This window comes from Streptomyces sp. A 4/2 (assembly GCF_940670765.1).
Taxonomy (GTDB): Bacteria; Actinomycetota; Actinomycetes; order Streptomycetales; family Streptomycetaceae; genus Streptomyces.
Genome location: NZ_CALNVW010000056.1, coordinates 1 through 13,876, shown reverse-complemented (window position 1 = coordinate 13,876; position 13,876 = coordinate 1). Strand labels below are relative to the sequence as shown.

Below are 13,876 nucleotides of genomic sequence, written 5' to 3'. Positions count from 1 at the left end.
GTTCATGGTGCGGGAGTCCTCGCAGATGTTCATCACGGGTCCGGACGTGGTGAAGGCCGTCACCGGTGAGGAGATCAGCCACAACGGGCTCGGCGGCGCCGACGTGCACGCCGAGACCTCCGGCGTGGCGCACTTCGCGTACGACAACGAAGAGACCTGCATCGCCGAAGTCCGCTTCCTGCTCTCCTTGTTGCCCGCCAACAACCGCGAGAACCCGCCGGTGGTACGGAGCGACGACGCGCCCGACCGGCGTACCGACGCACTGCGCGACCTGGTGCCGCTCGACGGCAGCCGCCCGTACGACATGGTCGAGGTCATCGAGGAGCTCGTCGACGACGGCGAGTACCTGGAGGTCCACGAGCGGTGGGCCCGCAACATCATCTGCGCGCTCGCCCGGATGGACGGCCGTGCCGTGGGCATCGTGGCCAGTCAGCCGCAGGTCCTGGCCGGGGTACTGGACATCGAGGCGAGCGAAAAAGCCGCAGGTTTCGTGCAGATGTGCGACTCCTTCAACATCCCGATCGTCACCCTGATCGACGTTCCCGGGTTCCTGCCCGGGGTCGACCAGGAGCACAGCGGGATCATCCGGCACGGCGCCAAGCTCCTGTACGCGTACTGCAACGCGACCGTGCCGCGGATCTCGCTGGTGCTCCGGAAGGCGTACGGCGGTGCGTACATCGTCATGGACTCGCAGTCGATCGGCGCCGACCTCACGTATGCCTGGCCGGCCAACGAGATCGCGGTGATGGGCGCCGAGGGCGCGGCCAACGTCATCTTCCGCAGACAGATAGCCGCGGCCGACGAACCCGAGGTCATGCGGGCGCGCATGGTCAAGGAGTACAAGGCCGAGCTGATGCACCCCTACTACGCCGCGGAGCGCGGGCTGGTGGACGACGTCATCGACCCGGCCGAGACCCGCGAGGTGCTCATCGCCTCGCTCGCGATGCTGCGGACCAAGCACGCCGATCTGCCCTCGCGCAAGCACGGGAACCCGCCCCAGTGAGGCCCGGACGGACAACGAGAGGCAGTCCCCGCACGGTCCGGTGCCCGGTCGCCGGACCGTGCACCGGGCGTCCACCGCGCACCCGGAGCAGTAACCCACAGTGACAACGGGGAGTTGGCACCGAGGCCGCCCACCGGCGGTCGGCCACGGTCCTCTTCCCTCACCCAGGAGATACGAGATGGTGCAGCAGGAGCGTGCCACGCGTACGCGAAGGTCCTTGATGCGAGCGGCTGCCGAGACGTTCTCCGAGGAAGGCTTCAGGCCGTCCTCGCTCAGCGCCATCAGCAAGCGGGCCGGCGTCAGCAACGGTGCGCTGCACTTCCACTTCAAGAACAAAGACCTGCTGGCACAGGCCGTGGAGGAGGAAGCGGCAGGGACCGTCCGGCAGATCACCCGGGAGGCCGACGAACGGCAGGACACCCCCTTGCAACGGCTCGTCGACGCGACGTACGCGCTGATGCGCTCGATCGAGGAGGACGTGGTGGTCCGCGCCGGTCTGGAACTGGTCGGCACCACCGAGCGGTGCGACGAGACCCCGGACCTGCGCCTGGAGTGGCAGCACTGGATCGAGCAGGTGTTCCGCGCGGCGGAGGCCGGGGGCGGGCTCGCCGAGGGGATCTCGGTGTCGAGCGCCTCGACCGCCGTCGTGGCGGCGACCATCGGCTTCGAGGTGCTGGGCATCAAGGACCCCAGCTGGGTGTCGCACCACATGCTGTCCCAGTACTGGGACCTGATGCTGCCCCGGCTGGCCCCGCCGGAACTGCTCTCGACGCTGCATCCGCACGGCACGGCAGCGGTCGTACCGGCCGAGGTGGAGCAGGGCAGATAAAACAGACCGACCCGACCGTTTATGGCACCCCCTGGACGATCACCTTCCGTTCAAGTGCCGTTCAAGATCAATGAAATTGCCGCTCCGGGTAAATGATCTCGGCACCTTCAACGTCTCCAACGCCAGGCTAGATACTGACATATGGGGAAACCGGCGTGGTCCGCGCGCCGGATTCTCCGGGTCGATCCAGAAAGAGAAACCGTCTGTGCGGTTTTGAATTGACAAACCGTCTGGCCTGTTTTTATTGTTCTGTAGTGGGGACAGCCCCCGCGAGCGGCAGCATCCACCAACAGGGAGACGCTGTGGACATCAACGTATTGGGCGCGTTGGCGGTGCAGGAGAACGGACTCTCCATCGCGCCCACGGCCCCCAAGCCCCGGCAGGTCCTGGCGCTGCTCGCCCTGCACGCCGACCGCGTGGTCCCCATCTCCTGCCTGATGGAGGAGCTCTGGGGCACCACCCCGCCCCGGAGTGCCCGCACCACCTTGCAGACGTACGTGCTGCAGCTGCGTGAGCGCATCTCGGCCGCCCTGCTGCGGGGTGACGACGCCGGGCGGCGCAACGCCAAGGACGTACTGGTGACCACACCCGGCGGTTACCTGCTGTCCAGCGGTGACGGCGTCAGCGATGTCCGCGAGTTCGACCGCCTCGCGGGCATGGGGTACCGGGCCATGGACGGGGGCGACTTCCCCGGTGCCGCCCGGCAGTTACGTGAAGCGCTGGCACTGTGGGGCGGGGACGCCTTCACCGATGTGGCGACGGGGCCTCAGCTGGAGATGGAGATCAAGCGGCTCGACGAGGGCCGGCTGTGCGCGCTCGACCAGCGCATCGAGGCGGATCTGCGGCTCGGCCGGCACCGCGAACTGCTCGCCGAGCTGACTGTGCTGGTGAATCGTTACCGCACGCACGAGAACCTGCATGCGCAGTTCATGCTCGCGCTGCACCGCTCGGGGCGCCGCGGCGAGGCGCTCGATGTGTACCAGCGGCTGCGCACGACGCTCGTGCGGGAGCTCGGCCTGGAACCGTCGGTGGCGCTGCGCCGGCTGCAGAGGTCCGTCCTCGTCGCCAACCCCGAGTCCATGGCGGCCCCCACGGGCGCCAGGGAGCCCCTTGTGTCAACGGGGTGAGCAGCGGAGCACAACCCGCTTTCCCGGTCCTGGAGTTGACAGGAGAACCTGGGGACGGAATGCAGGAACAGGAATTGGTATACGGAATTCCGGAAACGCGAACCTCCGGAAACGCTGGTCTCCGGAAACGCCGGCCTCCGGAAACGCGGACTTCCGGCGGGCAGAATTTCTCATATGTCTTGCGAGTCTGTTTCGAGTGCCCTTGCAGACGACCTTCAGGCAAACTTCAGACGATCTTCAGCCGGTCCGATTCGGTTACTCGGAGCGAGGGTTGGAGGTTTCCTCAAGGCCTGCTGGAGGAATCCGGGGGTGCCGAATCATTCCGGCTACTGTGCTCGCGACGACGGCTTCAGGTCACTGACAGGAACTCGACGAGGTACGGAGGAAACCAGTGAGGATTCAGGTTCTGGGCCCGTTGAGTGCTGAGGTCAACGGGGAGTCGATCGTTCCGACGGCGGGCAAGCCACGGCAGATTCTTTCTCTGCTCGCGCTCTATCCGGGGCGGGTTATGCCAGTAGCGACTCTGATGGAGGAGATCTGGGGTTCCGAGCCCCCGCAGAGCGCACTCACCACGCTGCAGACCTACATTCTGCAACTCCGCCGCAGGCTCGGCACCGCGATGGGTCCCGATGCCCCGGGCGGCGCCAAAGAGATTCTTGCCACCCGGCACGGCGGCTACTTGATGCAGATATCGCCCGAGAGCGTCGACGTACACGAATACGACCGGATGGTGACGGAAGGGCGGGGCGCTTTCGAGGCCGGCGACGACGCGCTGTCGGCCGAGCGTTTCCGCACGGCCCTCGACCTGTGGCGCGGACCCGCCCTCGTGGACGTACGGGTGGGGCCGATCCTGGAGATCGAGGTCATGCGCTTCGAGGAGAGCCGTCTGGGCACCGTGGAGCGGCGCATCGACGCCGACCTGCGGCTCGGCCGCCACTCGGAACTCATCGCGGAGCTGACAGAGTTGACGGCCCGGTACCCGCAGCACGAGGGGCTGCACTCGCAGGCCATGGTGGCGCTGTACCGTTCCGGCCGGCAGGCCTCGGCGCTCGACGTCTACCGCAGGCTGCGCGGGCGGCTGATCGAGGAGCTCGGCGTCGAGCCCTCGCCGCAGGTGCAGCGGCTCCACCAGGCCATTCTCGCCGTCGATCCGCAGCTCGACATCACCGCGGGCCCGCGGCGCGGCTCGACCTTCGATCTCTACGCGGCCTGATCCGGGCGCCCCGGCCGCGCCGCGCCGCGCCGCTGTCGGGGCCGGGCTCCAGCGGCGCTCAGGCGGCGGTCGAGTCGTTCCGTACATCCTCGGGGGACTGCCGAGTTCGCGGAGGCATATCGACCGTGTGCCCGTACGCGCGGCAATCGGCGGCCCTTTCCCCCGAGAGAAGGTGTTGCCGGTGTCGAGTCAGCGTATGCGCCGGATGTCCCACGAAGTCGAGGTGGCCGCTTCCCCGGGCGTCGTCTACGGCCTCGTCGCGGACACCGTCCGGTGGCCGATGTTCTTCCCCCACCACGTGCACGTGGAGCGGCCCGAGTTCGACGGGACGCGCGACCGGATGCGCATGTGGGTCGTCGCCGACGGACAGGTGAAGTCCTGGCTCTCGCACCGGGTACTGGACCCCGTGCGGCGCCGGATCGTCTTCAGCCAGGACCGGATCATGACGCCCGCGCAGTCCATGGGCGGCACGTGGACCGTGGACGACCTGGGCGACGGCCGTTCCCGGCTGACCATGGAGCACGAGTTCTCCGCCGCGGACGACCGGCCCGACGACCTGGCGTGGCTGGAGCGCGCCGCCGCCGCCGAGGCCCGCTCCGACCTGGAGAGCATCCGGTTCTTCGCCGAGCGGTGGGACAGGCTCGACTCGCTGGTCGTCTCGTCCGCCGATTCGGTCCGCGTCAAAGGCCCCGCCGAGCTCGTCTACGCGTTCCTGTACGAGGTCGCCGACTGGCAGGGACAGGTGCCGCACGTCGCCCGCGTCGAACTGGACGAGGCGCAGGCGGGGGTCCAGAAGGTCGTCATGGACGTCACGAACGCCTACGGCGGTGTGCGTACCGTCGAGTCGGTGCGGGTGTGCTTCCCGCACGCCGGGCGCATCGTCCACAAGCAGTTCCCGGCGCCGGGCCTGATCGCGTCGCGCACCGGTGAGTGGTCCGTCGTCCCCGACGAGACCGGGGTCACCGTCGCCGCCGAGCACACCGTCCTGCTGCGTGAGGAGGCCATCGAGCCGACGCTCGGCGCGGGCGCCACGGTGGCGGACGCCCGTCGGTACGTGCAGGCGGAACTGAGCCGCGAGAGCCACGAGATCCTCGAACTGGCCCGGCGGCACGCGGAGTCGGCCATCCGCGTGCTCTGAAACCCGTGTCAGTTCCGCGTCAGCGCCCCGTGGGGGCGCCGGACCATGATGGATCTCCGCGCTCGAAGGAGAGGAGGAAGGGCCTCCGTCGCCGTGCGCGCGTGACAAGGGCCCGCAGAGCCGATGACGACCGACCAACGCATCGCAGAGGTGTCCCTGACGGCCGTGCTGGACCTCGGAGACGCCACGCCCGACGGGCCGGCCACCCTCGAACTGCGCGGCCCGCTCGACCCCTCCGTCCTGAGAACCGCACTGGCCCGGATCGCCTCCGGGTCTCCCGCGCCGCGCGGCGAACAGCCCCGGCTGCGGCGGCACGGCCCCGGCCACCACACCCTGGAGTGCTCGGGCCGCTACCCGCTCGGCGCCCTCGCCGACCTGCTGACCGCCGCGCATCCGCCGCCCGGCGCTCCGGAGCGGGAGCGGTCGGACCGGGAACTGGCGGACCAGGAGCGGTCGGACCGGGAACTGCCGACGCGGGAGCGGCCTGACCGGGAGCTGCCGGAGCTGTTCGAGCCGACCCCGCTGCAGCGCGAGATGCTCGCCGAGTCCGCCTCCTGCCCGGCGCCCCAGGTCGGCCAGCTCTTCTGGCGCTGGCACGGGCCCTTGGACACCGGCCGGTTCACCGCGGCGTGGCAGGCCGTCTTCGACTGCGAGACCGTGCTGCGCGCGGCGTTCGTCCGGGACCCCGAGCCCCGCGTGGCGGTGTACCCGCGGTCCAGCCCCGACGTCGTACGGCACCGGCACGGCACCGTCACCCGGCAGGCGCTCATGGAGCGGGAGCGGCTGCGCGGCTTCGACCTGAGCCGTCCGGGGATGCTGCGGGCCGCCCTGCTCGACGGTGAGCCGCAGGAGGGGTACGTCCCGCCCACCGATGTGCTGCTGACCTACCACCGCGGTCTGCTCGACTCCTGGAGCGTGCGGCTGCTGCTCCAGGAGTTCTACCGCGCCTACGTCGACTCGGGCACCCTCAGGGGCGGCGAGCGCCGACCCGATCTGCGGGACTACCGACGCTGGTTGAGCGCCCAGGGACAGGGGCCCGCCGGGGAGGTCTTCGCGCGCCGGGCCGGGGTGACGGCCGCCGCTCTGCCCCGCGCGCCCGCGGGCGCCGTCGCGCGTCGGCACGGTACGGGCCGCACCGGGGCCCGGCTGAACCGCACCGAGGCGGCCCGGCTCGCACGGTGGTCGGTGCGCCGGGGAGCCACCGAGTCCGTCGTGCTGCAGGCGGTCTGGGCCATGCTCCTGTACCGGGCGGCGGGCCGGGTACGCGGTCCGGCCGAGGTGAACTTCAGCGTGCTGGTCTCCGGCCGCGGCATCACGATGGAGGGCATCGCCCGGGTTCCCGGCCCCTTCGGCAACCCGCTGCCGATGACGGTCGAGGTCGACCCGCGGCGCACGGTCCCCGAGTTGCTGCGCGACGTACGCGACCGCGCCCTGGACATCGCCGCCTGCGAGTGGGTCTCCGCCGGGCAGCTCCGCGCCGCGGCGGCCGGGCCCCTGAACGGCCCCGAGACCCTGCTCTCCTTCGAACACCGGCTGCGCCCCCTGGAGGACCTGGGCGCGGACCTCGCCGCCCAGGGCATCCAGGTGACCGACCCCGACCCCGCGGCCCCGCAGACGGGCTTCCCGATCGGCGTCGTCGCGTACTACGACAGCACGGGCGGCCTGGTGCTGAGCTCGGTGCACGACCGCGGCCGGCTGGACGACGACGGGGTGGCGGCGCTGCTGGCCCACAGCGCCCGGCTGCTGCGCGAACTCCCCCTCGGGGCCGGGGACGTGTCGACGATCGCCGAGGTGCTGTCCGGTCTCGCCGGTGACGAGGTGCCGCGCCTGTACGACGCGGTGGCCGGACAGTTGGTGTGCCTGCGTCCGGCACGGGAGCCCGGCGCCGGGACGGTCTGTCTCGTCGGCCCGTCCGGACCGGGCGACGGGCACGACGACCGCCACGACGAACTGGTCGGGTGCTACCCGGGGCCCCAGGCACTCGCCGTACTGCGGGGGCACCCGGACCAGGCGGGTGCCGCGCTGTGCCCGTCGGTGGGTTCTCCGGTGGGTCCCCTGATGGATCCTCCGGCGGGTTCTCCGGCAGGCTCTCCGGCGGGCACCACCGGGCCGCTGGTGCTCGGCGCTTTCTCCGGATCCGGGGCCCTGGCCTGCGAGTTGGCCCGGTCCCTCGCGTCGCACTACGGCAGGCCGCCCCTGGTGGTACTCGGGACGGAAGGCACGGCGGGCGACGGCGTCGCCGACTTCGCGCGCCACCTCGCCGCCGCCGCCGAACGAAGCGGGCGAGAAGGCCTGGCCGCGAGAAAATGACTCGAAACAGTTGACGGAAAAACCGACTGCGCTGTTTTCTTTATGTTCATCGACCCACCGCGCGCACCAAGCCGTAGGAGAGCCATGGACATCGAGATACTGGGCGTGCTGTCCGTGCGGGAGGGCCTGGTACCGGTCGTCCCCACCGCCCCCAAACCCCGTCAGGTCCTGGCGCTCCTCGCGCTCCGGGCCGACCGGGTGGTCGCCTCCGGCGAGCTGATCGAGAACCTGTGGGGCGACAGTCCGCCCGGCAGCGCCCGTACCACCGTGCAGACGTACGTCATGGGGCTGCGGGACCTCATCGGGTCCGCTCTCACCCGGGCCGGTGAGACCTCGGTGACCGCCAAGGACGTGCTGGTCACCGTCGACGGCGGCTACCGGCTCGACACCCGGGGCGGCACCGTCGACTTCCGCGAGTTCGAGCGGCGGGCCGGGCTGGGCTACCGGGCCATGGACGCCGAGGACTACCGGGGCGCCGCCGACCGGCTGCGGCACGCGCTGTCGCTGTGGACCGGCCCGGTACTCGCCGACGTACCCCTGGGGCGGCCCGCCGCCCGGGACGCCGGGAAACTGGAGGAGGCCCGGCTGACCGCCCTGGGCCAGCGCATCGAGGCCGATCTGCGCCTGGGCCGCCACCGTGATCTGCTGCCCGAACTGACCGCCCTCGTCAGCCGGTTCCCCGCGCGCGAGGAGACACACGGCCAGTTCGCGCTCGCGCTGCACCGGTCGGGGCGGCGGGGCGAGGCGCTCCGGGTGTGCGAGCGGCTGCGCGGCACCCTCGCCCGGGAGCAGGGGCGAGAGCCGTCGGCCGGGTTCAGCGGATTGCAGCGCCTCATCGTGACGGCGCCCGAGACGGCGGCCGTGCGCGGCCCGGCGGGCTGACGGGACGGCGGCCAGGGGGCCGGTCCCCCTACCCGGCCCCCTGGCCGCCCGCCACCCGCCGTGCGGCGCTCGCGGTCAACGCCTCGAAGCGGTGCAGCAGACGCTCCTGTTGCAGTTGCAGTCCCTCGATCCGGCGGTGCAGCCTGGCTATCTCGTCGCCCAGGGTGAGCGCCGTGGCCCCGGACTCCGTACCCGCCGCGGACCCGGACGTCGTCGTGGCCGGGGGACCGGCGGTGTCCGCGGGGCGGGCCGCTCCGGCGGTGGAGAGGACCGGGTCGTGGTGGAGGATCGCCTCCATCAGGCCGCGCAGTGCGGGCCCCGGCTCGATGCCCAGCTCGTGCACGAGCCGCTTGCGCGCCCGGTCGTACACGCCGAGCGCCTCCGCCTGCCGCCCGCAGCGGTAGAAGGCGACCATCAGCAGGTCGTAGAACCGCTCCCGCATGGGGTGATCGGCCGTCAGCTCCTCCAGCTCGCCGATGATCTCGCCGTGCCGCCCCGTACGCAGGCACGCGTCGTACATCATCTCCAGGGCCGCCAGCCGGTGTTCCTCCAGCTGCGCCGACTCGACCGCGCAGATGTCACCGAGCACGCTGCCCTCCAGGGCCGGCCCGCGCCACAGCGACTGGGCTCTGCGCAGCAGGTCGACCGCCTGCCCCGGGTCGTGGAGCAGGGCCTGTCTGCCCCGGGCGGTCAGGTGGTGGAAGCGGGCCGCGTCCGTGTCGTGGGGGTCGAGCTGCAGGGCGTAGCCGAGCGAGCGGGTCACGATCCACGGGTGCTGCTCCCCGTCCGGACCCTGCCCCGAAACCGAACCCGGGCCCGGCGCCGGGTCCGGGCACCCGTCCGGCCCGGACAGCAGCCGACGCAGCCGGGTCACATGGGCCTGCAGCGCGTTCGCCGCGTTGGCGGGCGGGTGCTCGCCCCACAGCTCGTCGATCAGCCGGTGCACGGACACGCTGTGCCCGGCCTTCACGACCAGCGCGCCCAGCAGGGCACGCTGCTTGGCGCCCGTAGGAAGGATCCTCAGACCGGTTCGCTCGTCCTGGACTTCCACGGGACCGAGAATGCGGAACTGCATTTCTCCCCCTTGTGCAGGCCGGAAATCCAGCCGGTTGCGGTCGACGGGCGGCCGACGGGCGCGCAGGTCCTTCCCGGCGCGCCGCCCTGTGCCGATGGGCTCACGAGGAGCGCACCGCGCCGGATGCGTCCAGCGCCACGGTCACGTCCTGCTCGATCTGCCGCAGCAGCGGGTCCGGATCGTCCTGGAAGTAGAAGTGGCCGCCGTCGAAGACCCGCAGACCCAGGAAGTGCTCGGTCTGTTCCTCCCAGCCGGTCATGAGCCGCGGTGGTACGAAGTGGTCCTCGCTGCCCCCGTATGCGGACAGCGCCACCGGCAGCGGAACGGTGCCCGGCTCGGGGCACCAGCTCTCCACCAGGTGCAGGTCGGCCCGGATCACCGGGGCGAACCGCGCCCACAGCTCGGGGTTGTCGAAGACCTCGTCGGGCGTTCCGCCGAGCAGCTCCAGATGGGTCTGCAACTCGGTGTCGGACCGTTCGTGGCGCGGCTCGTCCGCGGCCCGGAGTCGGGGCGCGCCACGGCCGGACACCCCCACCCACACCGGCAGCGGACAGCCCCGGGCGGCCAGCCGCCGCGTGATCTCGTACGCCATGAGGCCGCCCATGCTGTGCCCGAAGAAGGCGTAGGGGACGGTCAGTTCGGGTTCGAGGCGGCGCAGGAAGAACTCGGCGAGCCGGCCGGCGTCCGCGATCTGCGGCAGATCGAGGAGCCTGCCGCGCCCGGGTGCGTCGAGCAGCCGCACGTCCCAGGTGTCCGGCAGGCGGGCGGGCCAGTGGCGGTACAGCAGATGTGATCCCCCCGCATGGTGGAAGACGAACAGGCGCAGGGCGGGTCGTGTGCTGTCCATCGCTCTCCTCCGGGGGAAAGTCCGTGGGCGGACCACGGGCGGGAACTCCGCGATTCCGTCCGCGATTCCGTCCGTGATTCCGTCCGTGATTCCATTCGATTTCCGGACCCTAGACGGTGTACGGAAATCGGGGCGCGGGCGCCAGACGGGCTCCGCCCCTGGTGTGAGCGTTCTTGAGTCATCTTCAGGCGGCGGAATCCCCGCGCCGGCCGCTTTCGTACCGTCGCCCGTCCGGACCGGCGCCGCCGCCCCGGGCCGGACCTGGGCGCACGCGGAACCGAGGGCGCGCGGCCCCGCCCGGCACGGTCCTGTGGTGGAGCCCGTGCGGGTCTCAAGTGGTTCTCCAGAGCGGGCGGCGAAGCTCGGCCCAGAGGTTTCCGTACGAGGGGCCTGCCCTGCGGAAGGTGGCGGATCAATGGCATGGGGGACGACGCTCGCCGATGAGAGGGCAGCCGCGGCACCGCGACTGCGTGTGCCGGCACCCTTGAACTCCGAGGCCGCGGTGCAGGAACGTGTCGCCGACCTGGAACAGCGCTTCGGCGACCCCTGGGACCCGGACAACCCGCTCGGGCACGCGGGCCTGCTCAGGGCCGACGAACTCGGCGTCCTGTCGCCCGAGGCCGAACAGCTCCTCGACGACTTCCACCTGAACGCCGAATTCGTGCCCGCTGCCCTCGGCGGGCGGCTCGTACGCGCGGACACCCTCGCCCGCGTGCTGCGCCCGGTGTTCCGCCGCGACCAGGCGCTCGGTGTGGGGTACGGCGTCTTCTCCGCCCTGGCGGGCGCCTCCGTCTGGGCCGGCGGCAACCGCGCTCAGCGGCGATGGGCCGCCGACCTGCTGCTGGGCGGTGGGCGGCTGGCCGTCTCCTACCGTGAACTGGCCCACGGAAATGCCTTCCTGCGCGACGAGTTCAGCCTTCGCGCGCACGGCGGCGCCCTGACACTGAGCGGCTCCAAGCGGGTCATCATCAACGCCGACCGCGCCCAGGGCCTGGTGATCGTGTGCCGCAGCTCCGACGAGCCGGGGAGCCGGGCCCACTCCACGCTGCTGCTCAACCGCGACGAACTCCCTGCCGACCGGGTGCGCGATCTGGAGCCCTACCCCATGGTGGGGATGCGCGGCTGCCGCAAGACCGGGCTGGAGTTCACCGACTGCCCGGTCCCCGAGGACAGCCTGCTGGGCGAGGAGGGTGGCGGGGTCGACCTGGCGCTGCGGTCGTTCGCGTTCACCCGCAGCATCCTGCCCTCGATGGTCCTGGCCGGGGGAGACACCGCGCTGCGCACCGCCCTGCGGTTCGCCGACACGCACGGGGTGGACGGGCGGAAGATGGACCGCAATCCGCAGGCCCGCCGCACCCTGGTCGGCGCCTTCGCCGACCTGCTGATCTCCGACAGCCTGGCCCTGGTGAGCACCCGGGCGGCCGGGCGGGGCCACGGCATCACCGGCGTCTACGCGGCTGCCGCCAAGTACCTGCTGCCCACCCTGCTCAACGACGCGGTGCACGAGCTGTCGGTACTGCTCGGCTCCAGCATCTACGTACGCGACGGGGCCTTCGGGATCTTCCAGAAGCACGTGCGGGACCTGCCGGTGACCAGCCTCGGTCATGCGGGGGCCGCCGCCGCGCTCTCCACGATCAGCCCCCAGCTGCCGGCCCTCGCCCGCCGCTCCTGGCTGGTGGACTCGGCTCCGGCCGACACCGACAGCTCGCTGTTCAGGCTGCGGGACGAGCTGCCCTCGCTGGACTTCCGGCGGCTCGGGGCGTTCGCCGCGCACGACCCGCTGTGCGCCGAACTGACCGTCGCGGCCGACGGCCCGGCCGCCGCGGCCAATCCCGTACTGGGTCCGCTGGTGAACCGTCTCGTCGAGGAGCTGCGCAGGCTGCGCAACTCCTGCGCCACCCTCGCGCCGCTCAGCCGGGACAGCCTCGCCAACCCTCACACCTATGCACTGGCCGACCGCTACACGCTGGTGCTCTGCGCCGCCGCCTGCCTGGGCGTGTGGCGCCACCAACAGGGCGGCCCCGACACCTTCCTGGCCTCGTCGGACTGGCTCGTGGTCGCGCTGCTGCGGATCTGCAAGCGGCTGGGCATCGGTCTTCCGGCCGACGCCCCCGGCCCCGAGGGCGAGGTCTTCACCGAACTGCTGCGCCGCTACTACCTGGGCAGCAGCTTCGACCTGTACGACAGCCCGCTGGCAACCAGCTGACCCGCGCCGGACAACGCGCGCACCGGAGGACCGACATGAGTGAACTACTGCTGGACAGGGTCACCGACGACGTCGTCGTGGCCCTGGAGACGGGGCTGCCCCCGGCCGGTGAGCACAACAGGCTGTACGAGGACCTGGGCTTCGACTCCCTCATGCTGATGGAGCTCGTCCAGCGGCTGCGGGAGCGCCACCCCGCCCTCGGCGACCTGCCCCTGCACGCCATGGTGGGCGGCATGGCCGACGTCGGTACGCTGACCGGCCTGCTGCGTGCCACGGCCCTGGAGAACACGGCGTGACCACCGCCGTGACCGCTTCGGCGGTGCTGCCCGCCCCCGCCCTGCTCGCCACCCTCGCCGAGCCGCTCCTGGTCACGCCCATGGGGCAGTGGGAGACAGTACGACGCGAACTGGCCGAGCGGGCCAGCGTCGTGGTGTACGGGCGGCTGGAGGACTGGATGCCGGACTGGCTGTCCGACGACAGCGCCGAGTCCGCGCTGCCGCCGCTGCTGGGACGGGACTGGGAGCGCTACCGGGACATGTCGAACGCGGACGTGCGCGCCCGCTTCCTGGCGTCGCGGCTGCTGCTCAAGTACGCGGCGGCGGCGGTCCTGGAGGCCCGGCCGTCCGACATCGACCTGGCCTACAAGCCCGGTGGCCGCCCCTATCTGCGCGGCTGCGACCAGGTGGACATCAGCCTCAGCCACACCGCCGACCTGCTGGTGGTCGGCCTCACCCGGCGCGGCTGGATCGGCGTGGACGCGGAGCTGGAGAGCCGGAAGCTGCGCGGCACGGCGGTGGAGCGCCACATCTGCACCCCGTACGAGGCGGAGCTGCTGGCCCGGATGGAGGAGCAGTGGCGCAACCCGGCCCTGGTGCGGCTGTGGACCCTGAAGGAGGCGTACAGCAAGGCCATCGGCCAGGGACTGCGGTTCCGCTTCACCGAGTTCGGGTTCGCGCCCGGGGCGAAGCGGGTGCAGGTGCTGCGGCCGGACGGCACACCGGGCTCGGGTGACGAGTGGAGCTTCGGGACCTGGAGCGTGGCGGACGACTACACGGTGAGCGTCGCACTGTTCGACATCGGCTTCGGGGACGCGGCGGACATCGCCGCCCAGACCATGCTCGACGAGGGCATGGTCGACGCACTGCTGCGGGTGGCCCACCAGGCGGAGCAGGACGGCCGCGGGCTGTCCTGAACTCCCGTACTCCCACGACTCCCGCCCACCCGCGTGCGACCAGCGGGGCGGGGG

Annotated in this window: 12 protein-coding genes; 10 read left to right on the top strand and 2 right to left on the bottom strand. The window is 71.5% G+C overall.

Annotated elements, in window-relative coordinates; translation table 11 throughout:
* The 7 genes from NBY69_RS34670 to NBY69_RS34640 form a co-directional block, all read left to right on the top strand.
* On the top strand, positions 1 to 1,003 hold a 1,003-nt coding region (locus NBY69_RS34670; RefSeq protein WP_284350146.1), incomplete at its 5' end, for an acyl-CoA carboxylase subunit beta.
* 178 nt (positions 1,004 to 1,181) lie between these two features.
* On the top strand, positions 1,182 to 1,832 hold the full coding sequence (locus tag NBY69_RS34665; RefSeq protein ID WP_250306155.1) for a ScbR family autoregulator-binding transcription factor: 651 nt from the start codon (positions 1,182 to 1,184) through the stop codon (positions 1,830 to 1,832).
* 302 nt (positions 1,833 to 2,134) lie between these two features.
* Entirely contained in the window at positions 2,135 to 2,959 is an 825-nt protein-coding gene (locus NBY69_RS34660) for an AfsR/SARP family transcriptional regulator (RefSeq protein ID WP_250306153.1), read from the top strand.
* Between the two features lie 391 nt (positions 2,960 to 3,350).
* Positions 3,351 to 4,172 carry an AfsR/SARP family transcriptional regulator gene (locus NBY69_RS34655; protein ID WP_250306152.1) on the top strand — a complete coding sequence of 274 codons (822 nt, stop codon included), beginning with the start codon at positions 3,351 to 3,353 and terminating at the stop codon, positions 4,170 to 4,172.
* 181 nt (positions 4,173 to 4,353) lie between these two features.
* Positions 4,354 to 5,310: an SRPBCC family protein gene (locus tag NBY69_RS34650; protein WP_250306150.1), complete on the top strand. Its 957-nt coding sequence runs from the start codon at positions 4,354 to 4,356 to the stop codon at positions 5,308 to 5,310.
* Positions 5,311 to 5,433: 123 nt separating this feature from the next.
* Positions 5,434 to 7,620, top strand: coding sequence for a condensation domain-containing protein (locus tag NBY69_RS37485; protein ID WP_284350143.1), 2,187 nt, complete (start codon positions 5,434 to 5,436; stop codon positions 7,618 to 7,620).
* 84 nt (positions 7,621 to 7,704) lie between these two features.
* Positions 7,705 to 8,502: an AfsR/SARP family transcriptional regulator gene (locus NBY69_RS34640; RefSeq protein WP_250306149.1), complete on the top strand. Its 798-nt coding sequence runs from the start codon at positions 7,705 to 7,707 to the stop codon at positions 8,500 to 8,502.
* Positions 8,503 to 8,530: 28 nt separating this feature from the next.
* On the opposite strand, the gene NBY69_RS34635 is transcribed toward NBY69_RS34640, so the two are convergent.
* Complete coding sequence (locus NBY69_RS34635) at positions 8,531 to 9,577, bottom strand: AfsR/SARP family transcriptional regulator (RefSeq protein ID WP_250306147.1); 1,047 nt, start codon at positions 9,575 to 9,577, stop codon at positions 8,531 to 8,533.
* Between the two features lie 100 nt (positions 9,578 to 9,677).
* Positions 9,678 to 10,424 carry a thioesterase II family protein gene (locus NBY69_RS34630; protein WP_250306145.1) on the bottom strand — a complete coding sequence of 249 codons (747 nt, stop codon included), beginning with the start codon at positions 10,422 to 10,424 and terminating at the stop codon, positions 9,678 to 9,680.
* A 472-nt stretch (positions 10,425 to 10,896) separates the two neighbouring features.
* Here NBY69_RS34630 and NBY69_RS34625 point away from each other — a divergent pair, with 472 nt between their 5' ends.
* From NBY69_RS34625 to NBY69_RS34615, 3 genes are read left to right on the top strand one after another with little or no spacing between them, the layout of a single operon-like run.
* The gene (locus NBY69_RS34625; protein WP_250306143.1) at positions 10,897 to 12,630 is read left to right on the top strand and encodes an acyl-CoA dehydrogenase; all 1,734 of its coding nucleotides are present in this window, start codon (positions 10,897 to 10,899) and stop codon (positions 12,628 to 12,630) included.
* Positions 12,631 to 12,665: 35 nt separating this feature from the next.
* Entirely contained in the window at positions 12,666 to 12,926 is a 261-nt protein-coding gene (locus NBY69_RS34620; protein WP_250306142.1) for an acyl carrier protein, read from the top strand.
* Positions 12,923 to 13,822: a 4'-phosphopantetheinyl transferase superfamily protein gene (locus tag NBY69_RS34615; protein ID WP_250306140.1), complete on the top strand. Its 900-nt coding sequence runs from the start codon at positions 12,923 to 12,925 to the stop codon at positions 13,820 to 13,822. The genes NBY69_RS34620 and NBY69_RS34615 overlap by 4 nt, the downstream gene beginning before the upstream one ends.
* Positions 13,823 to 13,876 lie beyond the last annotated feature (54 nt).